The 25,080-nt window shown below is 37.4% G+C and carries 24 protein-coding genes; 11 read left to right on the top strand and 13 right to left on the bottom strand.

The features are described 5' to 3' along the window. Positions 1-78 precede the first annotated feature (78 nt). Both ACP6L2_RS08040 and ACP6L2_RS08035 read left to right on the top strand, forming a co-directional pair. Positions 79-1,188 carry a hypothetical protein gene (locus ACP6L2_RS08040; RefSeq protein WP_440508739.1) on the top strand — a complete coding sequence of 370 codons (1,110 nt, stop codon included), beginning with the start codon at positions 79-81 and terminating at the stop codon, positions 1,186-1,188. A gap of 65 nt (positions 1,189-1,253) precedes the next feature. After that, entirely contained in the window at positions 1,254-1,997 is a 744-nt protein-coding gene (locus tag ACP6L2_RS08035; RefSeq protein WP_344673353.1) for a DeoR/GlpR family DNA-binding transcription regulator, read from the top strand. Between the two features lie 2 nt (positions 1,998-1,999). Here ACP6L2_RS08035 and ACP6L2_RS08030 read toward each other — a convergent pair whose 3' ends face one another. Genes ACP6L2_RS08030 through ACP6L2_RS08020 form a run of 3 tightly spaced genes read right to left on the bottom strand, consistent with a single transcriptional unit; the run spans position 2,000 to position 5,917 of the window. After that, complete coding sequence (locus ACP6L2_RS08030; protein WP_440508738.1) at positions 2,000-3,106, bottom strand: CapA family protein; 1,107 nt, start codon at positions 3,104-3,106, stop codon at positions 2,000-2,002. After that, complete coding sequence (locus ACP6L2_RS08025; RefSeq protein WP_440508737.1) at positions 3,099-4,463, bottom strand: hypothetical protein; 1,365 nt, start codon at positions 4,461-4,463, stop codon at positions 3,099-3,101. The genes ACP6L2_RS08030 and ACP6L2_RS08025 overlap by 8 nt, the downstream gene beginning before the upstream one ends. A 5-nt stretch (positions 4,464-4,468) precedes the next feature. After that, the gene (locus tag ACP6L2_RS08020; RefSeq protein WP_440508736.1) at positions 4,469-5,917 is read right to left on the bottom strand and encodes a lipopolysaccharide biosynthesis protein; all 1,449 of its coding nucleotides are present in this window, start codon (positions 5,915-5,917) and stop codon (positions 4,469-4,471) included. Positions 5,918-6,041: 124 nt separating this feature from the next. Between ACP6L2_RS08020 and ACP6L2_RS08015 the strand changes: the two genes are divergently transcribed. Continuing rightward, a complete protein-coding gene (locus tag ACP6L2_RS08015) occupies positions 6,042-6,968 on the top strand; it encodes a glycosyltransferase (protein WP_440508735.1) in 927 nt (308 codons plus the stop codon). On the opposite strand, the gene ACP6L2_RS08010 is transcribed toward ACP6L2_RS08015, so the two are convergent. From ACP6L2_RS08010 to ACP6L2_RS07975, 8 genes are all read right to left on the bottom strand, one after another. Continuing rightward, the gene (locus ACP6L2_RS08010) at positions 6,965-7,654 is read right to left on the bottom strand and encodes an FkbM family methyltransferase (RefSeq protein WP_440508734.1); all 690 of its coding nucleotides are present in this window, start codon (positions 7,652-7,654) and stop codon (positions 6,965-6,967) included. The two genes, ACP6L2_RS08015 and ACP6L2_RS08010, sit on opposite strands and share 4 nt — an antisense overlap. A gap of 93 nt (positions 7,655-7,747) precedes the next feature. Continuing rightward, the gene (locus ACP6L2_RS08005; protein WP_440508733.1) at positions 7,748-8,569 is read right to left on the bottom strand and encodes a hypothetical protein; all 822 of its coding nucleotides are present in this window, start codon (positions 8,567-8,569) and stop codon (positions 7,748-7,750) included. Between the two features lie 63 nt (positions 8,570-8,632). Then, positions 8,633-9,634 (bottom strand): DUF4302 domain-containing protein, encoded by a 1,002-nt coding sequence (locus ACP6L2_RS08000; protein WP_440508732.1) that lies wholly within the window; start codon positions 9,632-9,634, stop codon positions 8,633-8,635. Between the two features lie 11 nt (positions 9,635-9,645). Next, the gene (locus ACP6L2_RS07995) at positions 9,646-10,527 is read right to left on the bottom strand and encodes a putative zinc-binding metallopeptidase (RefSeq protein ID WP_440508731.1); all 882 of its coding nucleotides are present in this window, start codon (positions 10,525-10,527) and stop codon (positions 9,646-9,648) included. Between the two features lie 9 nt (positions 10,528-10,536). Continuing rightward, positions 10,537-11,985, bottom strand: a complete 1,449-nt coding sequence (locus ACP6L2_RS07990; RefSeq protein ID WP_440508730.1) for a RagB/SusD family nutrient uptake outer membrane protein — start codon at positions 11,983-11,985, stop codon at positions 10,537-10,539. Between the two features lie 10 nt (positions 11,986-11,995). Then, complete coding sequence (locus ACP6L2_RS07985) at positions 11,996-15,616, bottom strand: SusC/RagA family TonB-linked outer membrane protein (RefSeq protein ID WP_440508729.1); 3,621 nt, start codon at positions 15,614-15,616, stop codon at positions 11,996-11,998. Between the two features lie 141 nt (positions 15,617-15,757). Continuing rightward, complete coding sequence (locus tag ACP6L2_RS07980) at positions 15,758-16,942, bottom strand: FecR family protein (RefSeq protein ID WP_440508728.1); 1,185 nt, start codon at positions 16,940-16,942, stop codon at positions 15,758-15,760. A gap of 70 nt (positions 16,943-17,012) precedes the next feature. Beyond that, entirely contained in the window at positions 17,013-17,609 is a 597-nt protein-coding gene (locus tag ACP6L2_RS07975; protein ID WP_440508727.1) for an RNA polymerase sigma factor, read from the bottom strand. A gap of 232 nt (positions 17,610-17,841) precedes the next feature. Between ACP6L2_RS07975 and ACP6L2_RS07970 the strand changes: the two genes are divergently transcribed. The 7 genes from ACP6L2_RS07970 (at position 17,842) to ACP6L2_RS07940 (ending at position 21,917) form a co-directional block, all read left to right on the top strand. Continuing rightward, the gene (locus ACP6L2_RS07970) at positions 17,842-18,600 is read left to right on the top strand and encodes a glycosyltransferase family 2 protein (protein WP_440508726.1); all 759 of its coding nucleotides are present in this window, start codon (positions 17,842-17,844) and stop codon (positions 18,598-18,600) included. Position 18,601: 1 nt separating this feature from the next. After that, on the top strand, positions 18,602-18,817 hold the full coding sequence (locus ACP6L2_RS07965) for a DUF3820 family protein (protein WP_344673367.1): 216 nt from the start codon (positions 18,602-18,604) through the stop codon (positions 18,815-18,817). Positions 18,818-18,906: 89 nt separating this feature from the next. After that, a complete protein-coding gene (gene trhO / locus ACP6L2_RS07960; protein ID WP_440508725.1) occupies positions 18,907-19,878 on the top strand; it encodes an oxygen-dependent tRNA uridine(34) hydroxylase TrhO in 972 nt (323 codons plus the stop codon). Between the two features lie 83 nt (positions 19,879-19,961). After that, positions 19,962-20,303 carry a TM2 domain-containing protein gene (locus tag ACP6L2_RS07955; protein ID WP_440508724.1) on the top strand — a complete coding sequence of 114 codons (342 nt, stop codon included), beginning with the start codon at positions 19,962-19,964 and terminating at the stop codon, positions 20,301-20,303. A 2-nt stretch (positions 20,304-20,305) separates the two neighbouring features. Next, positions 20,306-20,713: a DUF2752 domain-containing protein gene (locus ACP6L2_RS07950; RefSeq protein ID WP_440508723.1), complete on the top strand. Its 408-nt coding sequence runs from the start codon at positions 20,306-20,308 to the stop codon at positions 20,711-20,713. Then, on the top strand, positions 20,689-21,129 hold the full coding sequence (locus tag ACP6L2_RS07945) for a DUF4870 domain-containing protein (protein WP_440508722.1): 441 nt from the start codon (positions 20,689-20,691) through the stop codon (positions 21,127-21,129). Before ACP6L2_RS07950 ends, ACP6L2_RS07945 begins: the two co-directional genes overlap by 25 nt. A 53-nt stretch (positions 21,130-21,182) precedes the next feature. Then, positions 21,183-21,917 carry a M48 family metallopeptidase gene (locus tag ACP6L2_RS07940; protein WP_440508721.1) on the top strand — a complete coding sequence of 245 codons (735 nt, stop codon included), beginning with the start codon at positions 21,183-21,185 and terminating at the stop codon, positions 21,915-21,917. Positions 21,918-21,952: 35 nt separating this feature from the next. Here the strand turns inward: ACP6L2_RS07940 and ACP6L2_RS07935 are convergent, their stop codons facing one another. Together ACP6L2_RS07935 and trmB are read right to left on the bottom strand one after the other, a co-directional pair. Continuing rightward, positions 21,953-23,389, bottom strand: a complete 1,437-nt coding sequence (locus ACP6L2_RS07935; protein ID WP_440508720.1) for a M28 family peptidase — start codon at positions 23,387-23,389, stop codon at positions 21,953-21,955. A gap of 36 nt (positions 23,390-23,425) precedes the next feature. After that, the gene (trmB, locus tag ACP6L2_RS07930; RefSeq protein WP_440508719.1) at positions 23,426-24,082 is read right to left on the bottom strand and encodes a tRNA (guanosine(46)-N7)-methyltransferase TrmB; all 657 of its coding nucleotides are present in this window, start codon (positions 24,080-24,082) and stop codon (positions 23,426-23,428) included. Positions 24,083-24,138: 56 nt separating this feature from the next. Between trmB and fcl the strand changes: the two genes are divergently transcribed. Then, the gene (fcl, locus tag ACP6L2_RS07925; RefSeq protein WP_440508718.1) at positions 24,139-25,074 is read left to right on the top strand and encodes a GDP-L-fucose synthase; all 936 of its coding nucleotides are present in this window, start codon (positions 24,139-24,141) and stop codon (positions 25,072-25,074) included. The last annotated feature ends 6 nt before the right edge of the window (positions 25,075-25,080 follow it).

The following is a 25,080-nucleotide window of genomic DNA, read 5'->3' as shown; positions in this document are numbered from 1 at the left end:
AAATGTTTTTAGTGAAAAAAAGTGGATGCATGTTGTCTTTCGTGTTTCGTCTCTGTACATTTGTATATGCTGACCTTTTTGGAATTTTTCACAAAGAAGAAAATAGATTTAGATGCATTGCAGAAAGCCCGTCCGGAACTTTATCAGGAATTTGATCGGGATTATGCTTTGATGGGAGAAAAGAGTTTCGACCATAGTAAAAAATTCTGGTTCAATCGATTAAGAAAAGATTACCTGTTAGCGGAAATTGAATTAATCGAAAATAAGGAAGGCGGCGTACAGAAGCTCGTTACGGGAAGCTTATCAACGGATGGTGAAAAAGCAGCTACTACTGAAACGACTAAGCCTGCTACAGGTTTCAAACCGAGATTCAAAGCACAAGTTGCTACCAAGGCTTTTGAAAGTGTGGAAAGTACGGAAGAAAAACAGGCTGAGAGTCCAAGTCCAACAGCTAAACCTGCTGGCTTTAAACCAAGATTTAAGGCAAGCACTCCGCCAAAGACCGAAGAACCAAAAGAAGAATCTTCTAATACAACTGAAGCATCTAATGTTTCAGCATCTTCTGCGACAGAAGCGAGTAAACCTGCCGGGTTTAAACCAAGATTTAAGGCAAGCACTCCACCAATTAAAGTGGAATCCAAGGAATCGGCTGAAAAAGAAATAAAAGAGGAGCCAACAGATCAATCGGAGAAGGAAATTGAAAACAATAAACCTTCGGGTTTCAAACCCAGGTTCAAAGCGAGCAATCTACCAAAACAAGTAGAACCAACAGGGAAAGCCGAGGAAGTTGCGGAAAACAAACAAGAAAATCCTACTGAAAGCCCTAAAGCAGAAGAGACAGCGAGTAAGCCAGCTGGTTTTAAACCAAGATTTAAAGCGAGTAACTTTGCCAAGAAGGTAGAAACAGCAGATAAGCCTGCAGAAGAAATTCAGCCAGGCAAGGAGGATAAGAAAGAAGAATCTCCTAGTGTGGAGAACCAGAGCAAACCCACAGGCTTTAAACCAAGATTTAAAGCAAGTAGTCCGCCCAAGTCAGTTAACGTCGAACCTAAAGCGACAGCTGAAAGCAGCGAAGGCGAGTCTTCAAGCACAACAGATGAAGAATCAACAAAAAAGCCTACTGGTTTTACACCACGATTTAAGAATCAGAAAATAAACCCGCCAAAAAAGGAAGAAGATGACAATTAGGAAGATAAACCTAATTGCTTATCGAATATTTTTATAATTTTATATCCCATAAGTAAATTTGAATTATGTTAAAAGAAGAAAGGCAAGCCTATATTATTCATCAGATCAATATCCACAATAAGGTATTATCTTCGGATTTAAGTGTTCAGTTGAATGTTTCGGAGGATACCATTCGTCGGGATCTGAATGAACTTGCAGAAAGCGGACAGGTTCTAAAGGTTTATGGGGGCGCTTTATCAAGATCGTTTCAATATCCATTTCAAGAAGGAAACGTATATGCCAAGGAAGCGAAAAAAGAGATTGCTTCAAAAGCTATTACCTTAATAAAAAGCGGTATGACCGTTTTAGTGGGCGGTGGAACCAGTATGATCGAGTTGGCACGTTTAGTACCTAAAGATATACAATGTACTTTTTTCACCATTAGTCCTTTGGTAGCTTTAGAATTAGCTGAGAAAGAAAACATTGAGGTCATCTTATTAGGAGGAAAACTTTCCCGCAACACCAATGTCGTAACAGGCTCACAAGTAATCAATGAGTTATCGGAAATCAAGGTTGACCTGTGTTTATTGGGTACTAACAGTCTTTCCGTAGAGGAAGGAATAACCGATTCGGATTGGGAAGTTGTTCAGATTAAAAAAGCGATGATCAAGTGTTCTAAGAAATTAGGCGTATTGAGTATCGTGGAGAAATTAAATTCGAATCAGAAAATGCGTGTTTGTCCATTAAAAGACATCAGCTACTTGATAACTGATTTAGATCCAAAACATCCAAGTTTAGCAGAGTTCAGCAATCAGATCAGTGTGATCTAAGCTTATTTTGCTTTCAATTTATACCGAATGGCTCGCTCAACGAGCCATTTGTTGCTTTCAATAAATAGGTTATGCCATAGCATGTGGTAATCTACTTCTCGATTGAAAACACTACGTTTTACATGTTTCAGCAATGCTTTGATGCTATATTTCCCTAATCCGTTAAAAGGTTTGGCGTAATATTGTATGTGGTGTTTATCCCAATCTTGAACTGCAAAAGCCGTGACATAATCTTCGTAGGAATGGATATTTAGCTTTACATTCAAATCAGCCATCGTTTTTTCGGCTTCATTTTCATTAGCTAAGTCCAGGTTATTGTTCGTTTTTTTGACGACATGCATGGTAAAGCCAAGCAGTTTTTTACCATCATAACGAAGTTCTAACAGGCCTCCCGTATTCCATTGGGGATGATTTGAAGGATAATCGAAATAGAAGTTCCCCAAGCTATAGAAGATGGGTTTATTTTCATGGTATTCCATTCCTTGTAAAACATGGGGATGGTGCGCCACTACTGCATCCGCTCCGGCATCCAGCAATTGCTTATACCTTTCTCGCCATTCAGGTATTGGTACATCCAAAAGTTCTACGCCAGCATGCACTTGTAAGATTAGCACATCCACTTTTTCCGCAGCCTCTTTAACATAAGCCTCCACTTGTGGATCATTTACCCAAGCATGGCCATAGTCACGATCGGCATTTAAAGCGCCAAAACCATTCTCACCAAAGGCCATAAACCCAAATAGTGTGTCGTCAATTGTCATGGTATGGCAGGCATAGGCCTGTTTAGCATCTCCAGCCCCTAAGCAGTTATCTGCACCTATTGCCTCTATGGTTTTCTGTAGGGCAATATCGCCGTAATCTAAAATATGGTTATTAGCCAATGAAAAAAGATTGAAACCTTCTTGTTTCAACCAAGCCACCGCTTCAGGATCCTGCGCAACATGGGGACCTGTTTTCAAAATAGGTTTTCCAGCACCTTTCAACGGAGCTTCGAAATTGCAAACACGTAAATCCGCCGACTGAAAAAGATCTTTCAGTTTACTACTGAATACGGGTTTGCTATTCATCACTACATCTCCGGCGAATAAGAGTTTGCTGGTCTTAGACATGGGTATTTCTTTTCTTTAACAAGATTTCGATTGGCATAATGGTAATATACGCAAAATAAGCTTCTAATAAGTCGTTCTTAGCTCCCAAAAGCTTCAGGACACCCTTGACCTTCGGCGTATGCATTAAAGTCTGAAATAGGCGCTCTTTTCGGCCAATAGACTGAATCTTACCATTAATCCAATGCAAATATTCGGGATTGATGCATTCTTTTAAAACCTCCACGTCCAATGGTTCTAATTTTTCATGGAGTAAGGCATAATAATTCAAGGAATTTTGATAAGTATGGCTGTGTTTTTCCTCTTCAAAGAGCAGGTTGTGTTTTCTAAAGAAATCACGTTGCCAAGCCCTGTTTTCCTTTCTGTCCTTAGGCAGATTGAGCATGGCTAATGCAATGTCCTCTTCTACGAAAGGTGAATATCCTGGGAAACCCATTTGTGTAGGCACGGAAATTAAATATTGAAGGAGCATCATTTTAGTCCGCATAGCGGTAATGATACGAAAGTCTGGATCTGCTAAATGTTCTTTTTGCCGATCGAAGATCGGTTCAACCAAAGAAAGATAATCGGTATTGCAGGCCAATTTGGCGTTGGCACTCATACCATGGGTATAACCCAAAGTACGGTATTCATTGGCCGATTGTATTTGAGGTACATGAACTGCTCCTGCCCAAGCATCACCAATAATACCACTCAATAGATGTAGTTTTTCGTAGTTTTCCTTCTCTTTGATCTTCTGGTAAAATTCCATGTGGTAAGTTCCAGACGCCCCTACTGCAGGACCAAACTGCTCGTACCATTGCGGGATATATCCGTTAAATTTACCCAGAGGAATTCTAGACCATTGTGTACCTAGGCGTTCAGAAAGCAAGCCTGCATAAACTGATTCACGAGATTGACCTTGGTTAAAGGAGGTGCCATAGGTATAGGCATGGATTCGAGATTTATCTTCGATGAGCACATTCATCAGCCGAGAATCAAATCCTCCACTGGTAGGAATCAATATATTTTCAGAAAAACTATCTGCCCATTGGTTAAGGGAAGTTTTTATCTGATTCAGTACATCATCCTCCCTACTGGTTTTTCCAATCAGTTTTAAAGTGGTATCCTCGGTATTGTAGACCTGTAAACGGCCATCGATCAAGTTGAGACTTTGATGTGGCAAAAGGAATTTCACATGCTTAACGGGTGTATGTCCGAATACGGCATAGCCAAAATCAAGATAAGCTGCTAAACCTTCCGGGTCAATTTCTAAATTGCTATAATCAATAACTTCATTGATGTCCAACCCATATTTGCCCGTCTTCTCATGATAGAAGACAGTCTCATAGCCTACCCATTGTCCTTTTGCAACTTCCATTAACCTTATTTTGTAATTTTCTTTTTAACTAACCCCAAAATCTCCAACCAAGTTTCATTCTTCAAGATGTGATTGATTCCGATATACAGGACAGCGAATATACTAGTTTGTATGATTAGAAGTAAAAGATCATGATCTACCCAGTGGTAATAAAGCGGTAAATAAGCTATTCCAGCTGCAAAAACACTGATCAATAAACTTGGAATGATATCTTTAAATTGATTCATTATTTGGTATCCATAAACTTTACCACTCATGGCAGAAGCAATGATATAGCAGATCAAGCGGATAACCAATTGTCCATAAATGATCATCATAATGCCATGCTTATACGTTAGGAAATAAGTGATGATGGATGCCCCCACTTTTATGATTTCAAGGATCAAGGAGAATTTAGATTTGCCTTTGATATTCAGAAAATTCACATTGAGGTCAGTCATTGCGATAAAAATACCCACGAAGCATAACCATTGAAAAGGCACCACAGAAGGCATCCATTTTTCGGTAAGGAAATAACGGAAAGCAGGTTCGCCAACACATATAGCGAGCATATTGACTGGGAATAATACGAATACCAAGCTGGACATGGTTTTGCGACATGCATTCAAGAATCGGCCATATTGATCTTGTATAGGTGCCAAAGTTGACAAAGTAGTCCCCTGAATAATAGAGCTCATGAGCATCCCGGGCGTTTCTCCCCATTTATTACCGTTGTAGTAATATCCAGCTACAGTTTCTGTAAAATGCTTGGCATTAAAATTATAATACAATTGAGAAAGAGCCTTACCTAATAAATTGGAAAGCATGAAGGATATGGAAAAATGCAGGTGTTTTTTCAGGGAATGAAAACTAAAGGTAAAGTCGATTTTCCAGTCGCCCCATATCCACATAAACAGGGTTTGAAAGGTCGCATAATATACTGGTTGTAAAATCATCGCCCAGATAGGTGCCCCAAAATAAGTCATTAAAATAGTAAGTCCGCCTGATAGAAAAACCGCTAAGACATTACTCCGCATCATGAGGTTAAACTGAAAGTTTCGTAGTATTTTGACGTTCTGTACAATGCCAAAGGATTGAATAACAATTTGCAGGAAAAGAACCCTTGCGAACAAGGCTAAGCCTTTAATTCCATAAAACTGTTCCATATAAGGAGCAGCAAAAAAGAGTATGAGGTATAAACTAATACTAACCGTCAGGTTAAAGCAAAACATAGTGGAGTAGTCGAGTTGATCGACTTCTTTGCTACGTACTAGCGATGTTGCCAATCCGCTATTGACAAAGGTGCTAGCAATTGTGGAGAAGATCAGCAATACACTATACTGTGCAAAGGCCGAAGGATCGGCAATACGAGCGATAATAACACTGACCAAAATAACCATTGCCTGGTTGCCGAACCGGTCAATGGCATTCCAAAAAAGGCCGTTAAGGGTATTGCTTTTTGTATTCTCGCTCATGAATTTCTTTAATCAACAAATTTAGGAAAGATTCTTGTACAGTATAATAAAAAAGCATTATACTTAAGCAATACGAGTTTATCTCCATATATTTGATTTTGAATTGATTGATTTTTGTGATTACATGTTAGCACCAATTGCACTATTTGTTTACAACAGACCTGTTCATACCCGAAAAACCTTGGCTTCTTTAGAGGCTAATCCACTTGCCGAAGAATCTGATCTTTATATTTTTTCTGACGGGCCAAAAACGGCCAATGATATCGACAGTGTGAATCAGGTACGGTCTTTAATCCGTGAACCTTGGAAGTTTAAACATATCTACATTATAGAACGTGCGCAAAACAAAGGATTAGCGAACAGTATCATTGAGGGAGTCAGTCAGGTTATTCAAAAACATGGTCGCATCATTGTCTTAGAGGATGATTTAGAGAGTTCACCCTTTGCTTTAGAATATTTCAATGATGCTTTGAATCGTTATGAAAACGAGGAGAAGGTGATGGAGATTTCGGGCTATATGTATCCGGTTGAGCGACCAAAGAGTCTACAGCAATCCTTTTTCTTTCGGGTAGCGAATTCTTGGGGATGGGCGACCTGGGAACGAGCTTGGAAACATTTTAATCCGGACATTGAAGCACTCACAAAGGATTTTACCCGAAAAGACCGTAAGGCTTTTAGTGTAGACGGTACAGAGAATTTTTGGAAGCAGGTTCAGCAATTCAAAGCTGGTAAGATTAATTCTTGGGCCATTCGTTGGTACTTATCTATTTTTAACCAACAAGGATTGGTATTATACCCTCGTCGTTCCTACATACAAAATACGGGAACAGATGGTTCGGGGACACATTCGGATGTGGATCAGGTGTATCGTGTTGAATTAGCTAAAAAGGCAGTTCAGCGATTCCCTACTGTTATTCAAGAAGACCCAACGGCATATGCTGCCATTAAACACTTCTATAAACATCGTAAAGGCATATTCTTTGAACGACTCGCTCGTTTCCTAGAGAAGAAAATAAATGCCTATAAGGCCAAGAAAAACAAGCAAGCTTAATCTTCTTTACGTTTAAAAAACAAGGTTCTTTTTGTTTTGGCGACAAGACTATACCCTTGTTGAAGCATGAATTGGTAAATCTCGGATTGATGGAGTTCTGGTATGGAAAGTTCTTCTTCGACCAATACAAATATCGGCCTATATTTATTCCAGTCATTCGACTTTAGCACGATCAAATCAAATCCTTCGGCATCTACAGAGAGAAAATCAATTGGTTTTCCGGGCTTCAGGTATTTGTCTAATACCTCCTTTAAGGGTAAAGTCGGAACGGGAATGGTTTTAAGCAGCTTATATTTTGCGTGTAGACCATCGCGACTTTCGGATACTTCTTTTGAAAAACCATTTAATGCGGGTTCATTGAAGCAGTAATAGGTCAACTCTTGAGGACTTTCAGAAATTCCAATATTGAGATTGACATCCTTTGGGCGAAAGAACTTAAACCAGGGCATAGCATCAGGAGATGGTTCTATATTAATACCGCGCCATCCTTTTTTATAGAAGTAATTGGTATTGGAAAATCGGTAGGGATGGTGGGCACCAACATCGACGTAGACTCCTTTATAGCCTTTCTTAGCTTCATAAAATCCACGTATGACCATATCCTCCCCTTCCTGTGAAAAAGATCGAGCATGGAAGAACTTGTGAATAGGGATGTATTTGAGGATAGTTTGCTTAAGTGTTGGCATAAAAATTAAATTAACGCGCATTAATGATCATTAAAATTAGAGTTCTCCAAGGAGAATATTAAATAATTCAGCGTTAATTTAACATATTATAACTTAGGTTTTTGCATTTTCTGTTCTATCAAACTGTTTTTTCAACATGGGATAGTATCTTGACTTCAAAGCATCTCCTTTTAGACTTTCATAAGAATTGCGGAATTTGGAAAAATCCCGAAATAAATAGAGTTGATAAAAGAGAAAAAATGTACTTACTTTTTTATCGGCATTATCTTTTATGAGTTGGTTTAAATCTTGGAGGTAAACTTGGTCAATCCATACCCTTTGTTTTATAGAATCTGCTTTTAGGAATTTTTGCCTTAAGTTTTTATCATTTTGTTGAATGGCATTATAGTAATCTGTATTGAACTTTTTAGATAGGGAATCCTTTCTTTTAAAGAAGGCATTATAGTTTTCCCAATAGACTTCTGATAAAGCGCACTCTTCACATTTATCGGTTTTTAAGTTAAATTCTCGAATCTGATTTATCTCAATATCGTCTGGGTTTAATTTTTCGGTGAATCCAAAACGATAATCCCTCGAGTTTTCAGTATCCACATAAAAAGGCTTCGTGAGTTGATAATCATCTCCCTCCTCTCTATTAAAGAATTTATTTCTCATGACACTATGTGGAATATAGGTACGTGGCCAGTAGAAAACGGCTAAATACATGTCCTCTTTGAGGTTTTTAATTTCTATTGGTTTTCCAACAGGCATTAAGGTATCCAACAATTCAGTACCATCCATATATTGGATCATTCGGAAACCTATGGAGTCTGCGGCGATATTATCAAATTGAACATGAATATTTTTAGGTCCAGCTTGTTGATTACAAGCTAAGCAAAAAGGGAGTAAAGCGATAAAAATCAGGAGTCGAAACATACTATAAAAATAAGAAAAGGAAATCGGAATTTCTTCCGATTTTCCTCTTCATGAACATTAGGATTATCGTTTATTATCGTAAGACGCTTTTAGGATAACTTTTCCATCTTTACCATAAGCTTCAAATTCCATTTTAACATTATTTCCATTTCTGCTAATGCTTTTAAATGTGAGGTAATGAGATTTAATATTATTTTTCAATGCAGTGGCAGCTTGGTTTGTCCCAGTATTGTAGGAAAAAGGAAAGATGGAAACCGCATTATGACCTAAAGTCACGGTCGTATTTACCTGATTGGTAACTCCTCCAGCAATGATAAAATAATAATTTGGTTTAAAACCTCCAGTACCGATATTGACATTGATAGAAAAAGGATCGGCAGATTGATAAACAAAGGGATTACTCCAAGTCCAAAAACGCCATTCTACAGTCTTATCAGGAGTGTCATTTTGATAATCAAGCTTCATTTCCCCTATAACACTATTGATATTAGTTTTAAATACATCAGAGGTCCAATCGAATTCAATTTTCTGGTTAGCCCAAGTCCAATCATCGGGTCTTTTGAACATTTTATAAATCACGCCCCCTTCTTTAGAATAGACCATTCCACTACGATAAGGTTGTATTTGAATTTCATCATCTGAAACAGCAATTACGTTGTAAATATGGTCGGTAATATCCGATGCAGTTGCCCCTATACGGAACAGCGTGCTCATGATGGAACCGGTAGTAAAAATCAACTGTGGACTTCCCGTGCCTTTAGTTACACGAAAGAAATCATCGGTTTCAGAAGTCATTCCATATACGGTTGTAATCTGCACTTTATTCAGAACAGTATCAAACTGAAGTACAATAGGTGTATATACATCTGCACTTAATGAAGATTTAACCATCATTACCCATCCATTTGGAGAAGAGGCCATGGCTTTTTTTAGATTTGAAACCACCTCTTCTTGCCTATTTGGGTTTGCATCAAAATGGGCATTTGTAATATTATCTTTTTCACATGCTGCAAAGAGTGTTATAGCACTAAAACCGAACAGCATGTAATAAATTAGTTTTTTCATAATTTCTAGGATTAATAATTCACTTTATACACCACAGAATCAACTACTTTATACAAGTCATGTAAGTTGACTCCCATATCCTGATACATTTGGTGCACCATTTTATACTTAGTTTCTAAGTCTCTGTTTTTGGCGATGAATGTTTTGATCGTATTTTCCGAATATTTCACCATATATTCTACACTGGTTGCAAAATCTTCTTCAGGAGCATATCCACCATAAGGTTTAAAGAAACCATCTTTTTGAGCCTCATCATCTGTTCTTATATTTCCAGTAGCCGGATTTCTAAAATAGCCGCTTAAGCCATAGTATTTACCTTGAGAGACACGATCATATAGATAGCCTCGACCATATTTATGGTCAATCTGATGCGCATGCTCATGATATAGCGTTACTACGTGATCTTTTAACCAGGCCCTGTTAAGGGAGAAATTATTCACTCCACCCATACCTAAGCGATAAAATTGAGCATTCATACCAGCACCAGCTGCCGTAGCGGTAATAGTGGCACTGTTAAAATGTACATAGCCACCAGCTAGGATAAATTCAATAGGAGTTTCCTTTTTAAAGAATTCTGGAAATTTTTCCTTTAATGGACCTAACCACATTTTATCCAACACAACTTTGGTATATGGCAGAGCCAAATCGTATTGCGGTGGCATAAAAAAGGTATTACCAGAGATTATACGCGGTGTATATTCATAAATGATTTCTATTCCATAAGCTCTTTGCATGGAGTCGCATAAATAATCCAATTCGTTCCATTGAGATTTTGGTTTTACCTCTTTTTTGGAGAAATAATCAACATCTTCATCCACTTCACCTAGTGGATAGTTTTCCTTTGTACATCCGATACAAAGAATTATGGCGATAATTAGCAATATATTTTTCATATTCAGAGTTTATCTAGGGTTTAATTGATTTTCTAATTTTGGATTTCCAACACGTGCCTGAATAGGTATTTGAATGGCCGTCCTTAGATCATTAGGTTCTAGTACCGCATCCGGTTTCCCAGATGTTCTAACCAAGCGGTGTTCTATTCTAAGACCTAGACGTTTGATATCAAACCATCTATACCCTTGGCCTACTAATTCCAGCTTACGCTCATCCAACACGATTTTAAGGGCAGCTTCTACACTAGTAGGTTTAGTTAAAGCCCTATATGGTGTGATTCGTTCTTTACGAATAGCTTCAATATCAGCCATAGCTTTATCAATGTCTGGCGTAGCTTTCTTCAAGTTAGCTTCTGCACGATTAAATAGGACCTCTTCCATGGTAAAAGCGTCATATCGCGTAGCAGCAGCAGCAGGATTGTTCGGTTGTGTTGCATATTTGACGATTAGTGCCACAGAATCAATTACAGTACCACCAGAAGAGTATAATTGATTTCTTAAATCTGTACTAGGTGTTCTATAGAAAATATCATGAGCCAAGTAAAATCCCCCTAAACGATATCCAAAAGGTCTACAAAGAAACACGTTAGTCTGTGTCACTAATAATAGGTTTGGATGAATACCTGGATTCATGATTTCTTGAGCAAAATAAACTTCCGAAGTAGTTCTCTTTCTATTAATATCTTCAGATAGTTTTCTTACTACAGTTCCTCGATCATCTACAACTAAATCTGCATATCTTGCTGCCTCATCCCATTTACCTTTATAAAGATTAACTCTGGAAAAGAAGGCATATACACTCGCCATAGTGAAACGATAAGGAGATCTACTCATTTCATGAGCGCCTTCTTTTAATAAGGCTAATCCCTTTTCCATATCTGCATCAATTTGATCATAAACTTCTTTTACAGTAGCACGATCAAAGGTTCCTCTATTTTCTTTTGGCACTTCTGTGATTAAAGGGACACCCAGGTTTTGGGCATTTTTGGCTTCATCATAGTGCAAGCTGAAAAGGTTCACTAAAGAAAAGTAGCTATATGCTCTTAACATCAATGCCTCCCCTAGCAATGCCTTCTTTTTTAAGTCCGTACCGCTTACACGTTCTACCTCTTCAATTGCTAAGTTAGCTTCGTATATTTTCTTGTAATAATGCGAATAAGCATAAGATGGGGTAGCAGTGGTTATACTTTCTGAGTACTCGTCCTGCCAAAGGTAAATGGGAATATAAGTTGCTCCATTAGAGGCTTGCATGGTTGTCGCATAATGATGGAAATTGTCCGTCATTATTTCTGTAAACATGTCTGCTCGTAAAGGATACGCATTGGTAATTATCCCTTCTATCTCTTCAGTACTTTTTAGTTCAACCCTATTATCATAGGGTGCCTCTATAAAATTATCACAGGAGCTCAATGACAAAGCCGTCATTAAAGTTCCAATTATCATTATAATATTCTTCATCATAATAAGCTTAAAAACCTAAGGTTAATCTTACGGTATAGGATCTAGGGTTTGGCAAAGAAGTACCACCATTTAGGTATAGTTCCGGATCTACCCCTCTTAATCGACCACTTGTCCAATAATGTATGTTATTGGCGGAGAACATGATTCTCGAGTTTTTAACTGCCGGCCATTGTTTATTAACGACACGACCAATATCATAGGATAATTGGATCTCATTAATACGTAAATTATCGGCTTTGGCTACGCGGAAGTTACTTCTATTGTAAGCCACATCGTCGATATTGCTTACGGTTCCCAGGTGGATACGTTCAATTGTACTTATCAAACCAGGAATATTAGTATACTGTTCATCGCCAATGGTTTCCCATCTGTAGTTCATATCACCAGATTTTGAGCTAGCATCGTCGTAAAATCTCGAAATGGCAGGTCTAATAAATACTTTGTGACCATATGCGTAGGTTAAGAATACGCGAAACTCAAGACCTTTATAGGACATGGTACTAGCAAATGATCCAGTTCCTAAAGGCTGACGAGATCCCATGTATTCCACTAAGCTTCGATCGCGTTCTGAGGATGTAATACCATCCACTAACTCATCACCTTTGTAGAAATAGGGTTGTCCATTATTCCCTAAACCAGCATAACGGAATGCGAACAAGCCTTCTAAAGGATAGCCTTCAAGGGCATAACCTGTTGATCTGGTAATTTGGGTTAATAAAGAAGATTGGAGTTCACCATTTTTCAATGAATTCTTGACATACCCATAGATCAGGTTGGCATCCCAAATGAAATTCTCTTTGTTGAGGATGTTTTTAAAGCCTAAGGTTACATCTACCCCTTCATTTACCATGGATCCGAAATTGATACGTTTAGTGGTAAAACCTTCCTCTTGGGCAATATTCGGTGAAGTAACTAAGTCTTTGTTCTCACGGTAGTAATACTCCGCAGTTAAAGACAGCTTATTGAATAAACCTAGGTCAAAACCAATGTTTGACGTATAATCCTTCTCCCAATTTAAATTGAATAACTCAGGACTTAATACCGATATACCTTTTGCGTTATTCGCTGCATCCAATCTAGTTAAGTTGACGTAGTTGGCATTTAACATAGGTGATGTTTCGAATTGATTTCCGCGTAATGCGTAACTAGCTCTAATTTTCAAGAAATCAATTTTATCTTTTAAACTGGAATTTTGCATAAAATTCTCACGCTCAATATTCCAAGCCACCCCGACAGAATAGTTTGGTAAAAATTTGGAACGAGTCATTCTACCGAAGATATTACTACCATCCACACGACCACTTAATCCAAGGTTGTAGCGATCCTTATAGGTATATTGGGCAAAAGAATAATATCCAATTTTACGTAGGCGTTCAAAGGAAGATATATAGGTCCTATCGTCTAAGTTTACTGCTCTAATCATTGCTAGACGACTCGGAGAAATAATACCACCAGCATAATACAGGTATCCAGTACCTTTTGAATAATCACGGTCAATATAAATGTCCTCCATATCAGCACCTACAGATAGGTCTAGACGGTGATCATTGAACTTATCCGAGAAATTCAATTGGTTTCTCATGTTCCAGTTGTTTAACCAGTTTTCTCTTTTGAAGATAAAACCACCTTCTGGAAGAAAAGTCTCTCTATAACCAAATGCATCATTTGGATCCTGATATAGCAAGCTATTTTGTTGTCTTAGTACATCATTATAATCCACCCGATGTGCATTAGCCACATTGGATCTTTCAGTTACTGTGTGGTTATAGGAGTTATTGGCTTTACGGATAGCAAAAGTACCTTCGTAGGTTAAATTTCTGAACAACTTAATAGTCGGTCTAAGCATACCGCGAATCTCTTGCGCACGGATATCATTGAAATTTTCATTCAACTCTTCAAGGATGTTGAACGGTGCTAAGTTTTCGGTATAATATTTATATGAACCATCCGGATTATAAGGGTACATGGCACGTGAAGTGTTCATGGCATATAAAAATGGATTGATTTCAAATTGTCTATTAATATCCGAATAGGATGTACCAGCATTATAAGTTCCTGGAGTACGTTGATTTCTATGGCTCCAGTTGACATTGACATCCAAATCTATTTTGGAAGTTATTTTTAAGGTAGTTCTTAAATCTGCAGTAAATCGATCTAAACCGAAGCCTATCGCCTGTCCATCATCTTTGGAATAGCTACCTGAAGCATAATAGGTGTTTGTTTCACCACCACCAGAGAAAGAGATACCATGCTCTTGGATTAAGTTATTTCGGAAAAGTACATCAAACCAATCGGTATTGGCTTTTGCAGATTTGTTTAATTCAGCATAAGCCTCATCTAAATTATAGTTACGCAAAGCCAGTTGCTTGTATGTTTCTGTAAAAGCACCGGTTGAAGATGGCCAATTGGCGTTGGACAAATAACCACGGTCATACATTTCCTTATACAACTTCATCTCCTGATTGGAATTCATCAAGTTGAACTGATTTACATTGGGTTTTACACCGATGGAATAAGCAGTTGAGAGGTTAATATTTCTGGAATTATAAGATCCTTTCTTGGTTTTGATAAGGATTACTCCATTAGCTGCTCTGGTACCATAAAGGGCAGTAGCAGAACCATCTTTTAAAATTTGGATATCCTCAATATCTTGGGCATTAAGTCCAGCTATTGCCGAGCTTAAAACAGAAGCAGGGTCACCACTGTAAAGTTGGGAAACAGACACATTGGATGGTGAAGTAATCGGCACACCGTTGATCACATAAAGAGGCTCCTGGTTGGCACTGATAGAGGAGTTACCACGGATACGAATCTTTGGTGTTGAACCAAATGTTCCGGAAGTACTTTGCACACTCACCCCTGCAGCAGCTCCTTGCAACATTCTGGAAACATCAATAGCTCCGGAGCGGTCAATAACTTTTTTATCCACCTGGCTTACTGAACCTACGAATTTACTTTTATCGACGGTTTGGAAACCTGTTACAACCACCTCATCAATTTCCTTGTCTTCTGCAACTAAGGTAACTTTCATGTTTTGAGAGGCTGCCTTAGTTTGGGTTGTATAACCTAAAAAGGAAAATTTTAAGTTTGAATCGCTGGATTTGACATCTAAGGTAAAACTTCCGTCAACATTCGTCTGCGTTGTTCTACCGGATGAAACTTCCGTCACAGACACCCCAGCAATACCCGAACCATCTGCACGATGTACAGATCCACTTATCTTAATTTGCGGAACTTCATCAATGGAATTAGGATTGACCGTTATGACATTGTTAGAGATTACATAACCAAATGGTTGGGAATTAAAAATCTCATCCAAAGTTGCTTTAATGGATTTATTTTGAATATTAATGCTTACTGCATTCGCCTTTTTCAAATAGGCTGAATTGATCAGAAAGCTATGTCCAGTTTGTTTCTGGATTTCTTTTAACACAACATCCAACCGTTGGTTTTTCATATTCAAGGAGACACTCTGTCCGAAAATATCAGCAGATGCTTGAAACATAAAAAACAAAATCAGAAATACGGTTAACTTCATAATTAATATCGTACGATATAATGGTGTTAATGTGCGGCCTTGCGGAAATTCGTTCCAATGCAACGCCATCAGGACTTTTTGCCTAATCATAATTGTTCATAAAGCACAAGTATAAGAACCTGAAAATATGGTTGATATCCTTATATTTGTACTGGTTAATAAAATTTAGTAATTAGTTATGCAGATTTTAAAAACCTGTCGCTGGGGATGTTGCAGCATCTCCAGCTTTTTTTATTTTGCAGTATTCTTCTTTACAAACACCCTCCTTTCTTGGATTTCGAATTTATATTTACTGTTCATTTCGAGAATATTCAATAACTCTCTCAATTTAATCTTACGGGATACCTCACCTACCATTTGCACATTCAGATCAAGCTGCTCTTCCATCACAAACTCCACATCATACCAATTTTCTATTTCTTTAAGGATTTCGATGAAGGAACTGTTATGAAATACAAATCTCTTTTCTGACCAAGCGGTCTTTTCGGTGGTATTTACATTTTTAATATTTACCTTATCGGAAACAATGGACTCATCTCCAGGCTTAAGTAAATATTCTTTCTCTGCCACAGTGATCTTGACGCTTCCTTCAATTAAAGTTGTTTTGTCAATTCCATCACGTGTTTGAAGATTGAAGGTTGTACCTAATACTTCCAATTGTTGTTTATTAGATTTCACCTTAAATGGCCAGGATTTATTTGAAGCCACCTTAAATAAGAGTTCGCCCTCCACTGTTACTTCTCGAGCATCTTCAGCAAATTCAATTGGATACTTGATATAGCTATCTGCATTTAATTCGACCACTGTCCCATCAGCTAATTTCACGGTTGTAACACCTGCCTTTGGTGTTTGAACAGTTATATATTGCGGTGTACTTTGCATTTCTTTAGTTGCCCTATAAGATATTTCACCAGATTCAGATTTATACACCTCAATTTGGTCATCCTTATACAGCACCCCTACTTTGGAGGAATCCACTTCAATGGATTTCCCGTTATTCAAATTTATTTGCGCAATATTTTTTGCCGGTAATATGTCTGTTACAGCTATATTTTCCTGTGGCAATTCGGTCTTTTGGTTGAAATAAATAGCAAAACCAATTATCAAAGCGCAGGCAGCTACCAAATATTTAATTATAGGTTTCCACCGATATTTCTGCTCATTTATATTCAAGACAGGCTTTTCTATGAAAGCTTCTTTTTGAATCGTCTGATATATTTCTTGAAGACGGTTATCAATCTCTTCCTCAGACTTGCCTATATCGAAACTTTGTGGAACATCAATTTCATGGAGCATTTTGACCCAAGTATCTTTCGGCTGTGTCAAAAAGAATTGTTCCAATTCTTGGAGTTCAGCCAGAGAAATGTTTCCTTCAAAGTGCTTACGGAGTAAGTCTTTAATATGATTTTGATTCATTAAAATTGGTTATTTCGCCTTTGCGTTTAAAAGTATTACGATTAGAAATGGGAAAGTCACTAATCGGATATTAAATATTTTTTAAAGAGATCATAATAAACAACAAAGTTTTGATTTCATCCTGATGTTTGGACGTAAAATCCTTGATGGATTTCATCGCTAGAGTTAAGTGGTTACTGACGGTTGCGGTGGAAATATTGAGCATTTCACTGACTTCTTGATAACTATAGCCTTCGATTTTACACAGGGTAAATACGCGTTGTCTTTGCGCTGGAAGTTGATTTATGGCTGCTTCAAGAAGAATTCTTCTTTCTTTCTTTAAATAAGAATCTTCGACAGATTCAGTAGAAGGGATAGATTCCGCTTGTTCAATTTCTTCGAGTAGCCTGTTCTTAATATTTCTTCTAATAAAATCAATGGCCGTATTTTGGGTCATCTGCATAACATAGCCAGCAAAATTACGGTCTAAGGAAAACTCATCCCTTTTCATCCATAATTTCACAAAAATCAATTGCAATGCTTCATCAACCTGATCAGCATCCTTCAACATATAAAATAAACGGCGATATAAGGTTTTCCCATATGTCCGATAAATTAATTCGAAAGATTTATGATCACCGGCGATAAATTGCTCAAGACACTTCCTATCAATCTCCTGTAATTCCACTGGTATTGGATTAACTTATTGTTAACTTCGATACGATTTTACAAAAAAAAATGTGAATATCTACAATTAGTTATACATAGTCTGATTTTCTTATTAAAATAATTAAAGCTCCCAGTTAAATCGAACTCACAAGGCATACCGTTTAGAACAAAAGTTTACAAAAGATTTGTAACAACAATCTCGGTTTATTCTTATAGGAATCCTTATTTTTGTAGCATAATTCAAGATTAGAATGACTGTCTCTCTTCCCAAAATATCCATCATCACTATTGTGTACAATAATGTACGCGATATTCGATATACCTTGGAATCTGTTGCCGGTCAGACTTATAAAGACATTGAGTACATCGTTATTGATGGTGCATCTACTGATGGTACTTTAAACGTTCTTCAGGAATACCAATCTAGCATAGATAAATTGGTTTCTGAACCCGATAAAGGAATCTATGATGCCATGAATAAGGGATTGAAACAAGCAACGGGAGATTATGTGCTTTTCCTAAATTCCGGTGATGAATTATACGATTGCACGACCTTAGAACAGATTTTTCAATATGGTGCTGACGCCGATATCTACTATGGTGAGACGAAGTTGGTGAATGAAGAAAGGGAGATCCTTGGTGACCGAAGGCATAAAACCCCAGAGGAATTCACCTGGAAATCTTTCAAATACGGCATGAATGTTTGTCATCAAGCGATCTATGTGAAGCGTTCTATTGCTGAGCCTTATGACCTTCAATATAAACTGAGTTCAGATATAGACTGGGTAATTCGAGCAGCGAAAAAAGCAGAGAAGATAGTCAATGTCAATTGCTATGTAGCGAAATACCTTGTTGGTGGCATGTCCCAACAGCGACATAAACAGAGTTTAAAGGAGCGCTTTGAGATATTCAGAAAATACTATGGTCATCTTCCCAATTTAATTAACCATGGTATAATTGCCCTTCGATTACTAAAACATCGACTATTAAAGGGGAAAACGAGAGATTAATATGATGGATCCAAATATTCTAGTGGAGTTGGCAAATAGTAAAATGCCCTTTGGGAAATACCAAGGATATCTGCTTTGTAGGTTGCCTGAGCCTTATTTAGTATGGTTCAAGAAAAACGGTTTTCCTGCAGGTAGACTCGGTATGCTATTGGAGACACTCTATGAAATCAAACTCAATGGATTGGAGTATTTATTGACTCCATTAATCAAAAAGTGATCCCTATCAATTTTTATTTTTCTGATTTGTTTATCTTTGCATAAAATTAAGAAACATTAAACGCCGTTTGCAGCGGTATCAATGAATATATGGCACAATATCAAACATTGCTGTACTATTGTTACAGCCCTATCGAAAATGCGGAACAATTCGCAGATCAACACTTAGCATTTTGTAAATCATTAGGTCTAGTAGGTCGTATTATCGTAGCTGATGAAGGCTTGAACGGCACTGTATCGGGCACTCCTGATGCTTGTAAAGCCTATATGGAAGCTGTACATGCTGACCCTCGTTTTGCGAAGACAGAATTTAAAATTGATGATGTGGAAGAACCTTCCTTCATCAAAATGCACTGTCGTTACAAAGCGGAGATTGTACATTCAGGACTTCGTGATCCTAAGATTATTAATCCAAATATTGAAACCGGTAAGCATCTAGAACCTCAAGAGTTCATGGAAATGAAAGATCAAGAGGATGTGGTGATTTTAGATGTTCGTTCGAACTATGAGCACAATGTAGGCAAATTCAAAAATGCCATTACATTTGACATTGATAATTTCCGCGAATTTCCAGAGAAAGTAAAAGAGTTGGAACACCTTAAGGGTAAGAAAATCTTGACTTATTGTACTGGAGGTATCAAATGTGAGAAAGCTTCTGCCTTATTATTAAAAGAAGGTTTTGAAGATGTTTATCAGTTACATGGTGGTATTATCAAATACGGGAAAGAAGCTGGTGGTAAGGATTTTGAAGGGGAATGTTATGTATTTGACAACCGAGTTACAGTACCAGTAAACTCTGTCAATCCATCGGTTATCTCTACCTGTAAGAACTGTGGTAAAATCACTTCTAAGATGATTAACTGTGCTAATCCTATCTGTAATGAGCATTTCACGCAATGTGATGAATGTGGCTGGGAAATGGATGGATGTTGTTCAGATGCGTGTAAAACACATCCGAATAAACGCGAATATGACGGTACTGGTTATTATGTAAAAGTACCTCAACCAGTAAACATTGATAAGATATCTAAGCGCAAGCATAAGAAATTAATAAAAAACTAAGTTTTTTAAGAAAAAATTGAAAAAATCCGATTATCTTCATTGAATAATCGGATTTTTTTATTCAATAATAAACCACTAGCAAAATGGAAAGCCAAAAAGTTGACATGTTTTTAATGTCTAATAACAAGTTTTTTGAATCGTATCATTTGATGGAAATCAAAGATTTATTAACGAAAGCTGACGACAGCAAGTTAACGAATGTACAGATACAACAATATAAGGATCCGACCACGGTATTAATCATTTCATTGTTAGCAGGAAGTTTCGGTATTGACCGTTTTATGATAGGTGATACAGGATTGGGTATTGCCAAATTGCTTACCTGTGGTGGATTGGGTATCTGGACCATTATTGATTGGTTTTTAATAATGGGAGCAACAAAAAATAAGAACTTTGAAAAGTTAGTAGTGGCATTAAATTACTAATCATGATAGACAAGAAAAACAAACTATATCGAATAACAGGTATAGTTTGTTTTTTGGGTTTGCTCTGGTTAGGATTGATACACTATTCGGAAGCAGATGCTACGGTCTGTCCGATTAAATTAGCCACTGGTTATCCTTGTCCCTCTTGCGGTTCATCTAGGTCTATCCTAGCCTTTCTAAAGGGGGATTTCAGAGATGCCATCATGATCAATCCTTTAGGAATCGTATCACTCATCATCATAATTTGTATTATCCTATTACTGTTGATTGATATCGTTTTCAAAAAGGATCTTTATTACCGTACTTATAGCTATGTCGAACAGTTTCTCAAGACAAATAAGTTAATTAGTATCCTACTCATTCTTTTAATATTAGCCAATTGGATATGGAACATCAAGAAGGGACTTTAAGCTTTGACCCTGTTAGCATAACAGAAGATGAAAGAGAGTACGCATCAAATAGTTATTTGATGTCACTATTTGCTTTTCTTGCAGGCTTGCCTTTACCTATTTTTAATCTCATTGCGACCATTATATTTTATTTTGGAATGAGAAAATCGACCAAGTTTGTCAAATGGCATTGTACACAAGCCTTAGTATCACAACTATTTATTTTCTTTTTCAATACGGTAGGCTTTTGGTGGACAATTTCTATCATCTTTCAGGCTCGAGAGTTAAATAACTATTATTTTGGGTATATCACGTTGATCTTGATTATCAATATTATTGAAATCATTTCCACGATTTATACCGCTGTAAAAACTAGGGAGGGAAAACATGTGCGCTGGTATTTATTTGGGGATCTAACAGACGAAATTGTAAAGTAATGAGGGTACTAGGCAAATTTATATTGTTATTGGCCGTTTTAGCAGGTCTATACATGGGGTTATCCCAAATTAATTGGATGAAACACTTCCAAGTAGAAAAGAATGAGAATAAACTGGAAAAGAAATTAGGTGATTTGATCATCAACAACATTGAACAGCTTTATGAAGAAGTGGATGAGGACAGCGTCCGATCGATAATTGATTCTTTGGCTCTTCCGATCTTAAAAGATAATTCTATTTCCTCCTCGAATTATAAATTTCACGTCATCAGAGATACGGAAGTGAATGCTTTTGCTTTACCTGATGACCATATCCTCATCACTACGGGTCTAATTCAATTTTTAGATAGTGCTGACTACCTTTCGGCTATTATTGCACATGAGGTAGCTCACTGCGAAAAGAACCATGTCATGAAATCCGTAGTTACTAAATTTGGTTTGGACATATTGTTGTCGGGATCTGGTACTGGTGAAGTAACCAACTTTTTGACTGGACAAGCCTTTTCCAGAAAATTAGAGAAAGAGGCTGATGAGACTGCCGTAAAGTACTTAATGGAAGCTAATATTAACCCTAAAAGCTTAGCCAACGTGATGGAGCTATTTGATATTCATTTCAGTACAGATGCTGATTTGAGTTGGATATCATCGCATCCTGCATCCTTGGAACGTAAGGAATACATCAATAAAAGCATTCAAAGGCTTCATGACGGAACCTCTAAGTATAAGCCTAGTCTTCGTCAAGAAACCTGGACCAAACTCCAGGAACTGGTATCAGCTAATGAAGACTAAACAAGTTTATACAAGGTTGAGGAATTGAGTGTAACTCAATTCCCCCAACGCCATTCACCTGATATCTGTAGTGGCGTTTTTAGGTCTGCTTTTTCCAGGAAATCACGGATTTCCAGATCTGTCAATTTCTTTGCAACAATCTCCGGAGCATTCGCTAGAAAATAGGTATAGGCAGTTCCAACACGAACAGTCTGTACAAGTCCAGCTTTATCCACTAAGCTAAATACATCATTATCGGAGTGGTAATACATCCCTGCATTATTAGGCAATCTGCCTCCCCTAGCAGACCCTGTAGGGATACCTTGCAACATAAAAGGCTGGTGATCACTGTGCAATCCTGCACCCGAGGCATTACTATTTTTAAAGGTCGTGTCAACTAAAGCATAAGATTTACCCCATTCGTTAAGATTATGCATCATGTCATATCGAATGGTCGAAAATCCTGTTGGTGCATTGACCATATCAAAATTGAGCATGTATTTTATCTGATCAATTGTACCATCTTTTTGAGCATTTTCCACATAGGCCTTTGATCCTAATAGACCTTGCTCCTCTCCCATAAACAATACAAAATCAATACTGCGCTTGGTTTTCAGTTTCAACTTCTTAAAAGTTCTTGCCATATCGATTATAGCAAAAGAGCCAATGCCGTTATCAATAGCACCAGTCGCTAAATCCCAACTATCCAAATGTCCTCCAACAACGATCTTCTCATTGGGCAATTCCTTACCCTTTATATGTACGACGATGTTTCTTGAAGTGGTTAATCCAGCCTTATTGCGCATCTGAATCTTTGCATTCGTTGTATTGGTTTTTAAATATTCTTTCCAAGCCATACCATCTTCTAAACCAATACAGATAGCAGGTATATTGATCAATTTCCCAGTAATAGAGGCTGTTCCAGTCAACAGGACATTGTTCTTAACGGTATTGATGAATATAATGCCTTTAGCACCATATTTCTCAGCCAATGCTGTTTTCTCTGAACGGTGAAGATTACGAAGTCCATCCCCTGAATTAGGAAGAATACCTAAATACACCAAGGCAATCTTACCTTTTATTTGATTTCCTGCTTTTTGGTAATCGGTTTCTAGGCCATTTCCCATATCTAGTAAATCAGCAGATAGATCCACCAGAACCGGTGAATGCGCTAATGCGACCGATTTTACTGCTTTATTTTGAATGCTTAAATCAAGAGATTCCCTTGACCAACTGTCCGAAGTAAAAGGTTGATAGGACATATCAAGACCATATGACTTTAATAAATCATAAGCATACTCTTCGGCTTTACGTCCATTTTCAGAGCCTGTCAAGCGATGTCCTAAATTCTCTGTGCTAAATTGAAGTCTATCATAAGCCTGAGAATGGCTATTAACTTCTTTGACGATCTTCTTCAGATCCTTTAATTGGTTTTTCTGTGCTAGTGCTGTTTGGCAGCAAAGCACAAGGCAGATTAGGTAAATTCTTTTCATAATAATTGAAGTTACGAAATCTGCCTAGTATTAAAGCTAAGCTTTGGATATTTTCCACTGCACATAATTGATGTTCTTATCATGTGCAAGGTATTTTTTCTCGTAATACGTTTTTATGGATAAAACTTCATCCACTAAATTAGAGCGATAAAGATCAGTTGTCTCATTAAGTTTTGGAAGATCTTGTAATTCAATTTGCTCAAGGGTATAAGCATAGAAACCATCATTATCGGTTTTCAAATGCATAATACCATCTGGTGCCAGAATATTTCTATAACGCTCTAGGAATACAGGATTTGTTAGGCGTTTCTTCTCCCGACTATCTTGTGGTTGCGGATCAGGAAAGGTAATCCATATTTCACTTACTTCGTTTGCATCAAAATGTTCCAATATGGTTTCAATCTGAATACGCAAGAAGCCTACATTATCAATTCCTTCTTCTAAAGCAGTCTTTGCACCCCTCCAAATACGATTTCCTTTGTAATCAATCCCTATAAAGTTCTTCTCTGGAAACAGCTTGGCTAAATTGACAGTATACTCGCCTTTACCACATGCCAACTCTAAAATTAGTGGTTTATCGTTCTTAAAGAACTCCTTACTCCATTTACCTTTATATTCTTTACCTGCATCCAATTGCACTACATTTCGAAATGTAGCTACTTCTGCAAATTTTCTAAGTTTATCCTTACCCATACCTGAATATTAAGTCGCAAAATTAACCTTATATTTGCAGTAAACAAGACATTTAAGTGGAAAAACAAGCTAAAATTTACGTTGCTGGGCACCGCGGTATGGTTGGTTCAGCCATTCTACGCAAATTGCAGGAATTAGGTTATACGAATTTGATTACCCGTACTTCCAAAGAATTGGACTTGCGTGATCAACAAGCTGTTAAAGCTTTCTTTGAACAGGAAAAACCTGATTATGTCTTTTTAGCAGCTGCTAAGGTTGGTGGAATCATGGCTAACAATACTTATAGGGCAGATTTCATTTATGAAAACTTAGCTATTCAGAACAATGTCATTCACTATGCGCATGAAAGCGATGTCAAAAAACTGATGTTTTTAGGTTCAAGTTGTATTTATCCCAAGATGGCTCCTCAGCCATTAAATGAAGATTCGCTGTTGACAGGACCATTGGAATATACCAATGAGCCTTATGCCATTGCAAAGATTGCGGGTATTAAAATGATCGAATCATATCGTCTTCAATATGGTGATAATTATATATCCGTAATGCCGACAAATCTTTATGGCATTAACGATAATTACCATCCGGAAAATTCACATGTTCTTCCTGCTTTAATTCGTCGATTCCATGAGGCTAAAGTCAATGGGACACCTTCAGTAAGTATTTGGGGTTCAGGGACACCATTGCGTGAGTTTATGTATGCAGATGACTTAGCAGATGCTTGTGTGTTTCTAATGAACAATTATAATGAGGAACAATTCGTAAATATTGGTGTTGGTGAGGATATCTCGATTAAGGATCTGGCTCTGATGATTAAAGAGGTCGTAGGCTATGAAGGTCAGCTGGAATTTGATAGCAGCAAACCAGATGGTACACCTAGAAAACTGATGGATGTAAGTAAATTGAAAAGCTTGGGATGGGAAGCAAAAACCAATTTAAAAGAGGGTATTGCTTTAGCTTATGAAGATTTCAAACAAAAAAACCAAGGAGTTTAAATCCTT

Source organism: Sphingobacterium lactis, assembly GCF_051951495.1.
Lineage (GTDB): Bacteria > Bacteroidota > Bacteroidia > Sphingobacteriales > Sphingobacteriaceae > Sphingobacterium > Sphingobacterium lactis_A.
This window is presented reverse-complemented; position numbering and strand designations above follow the sequence as displayed.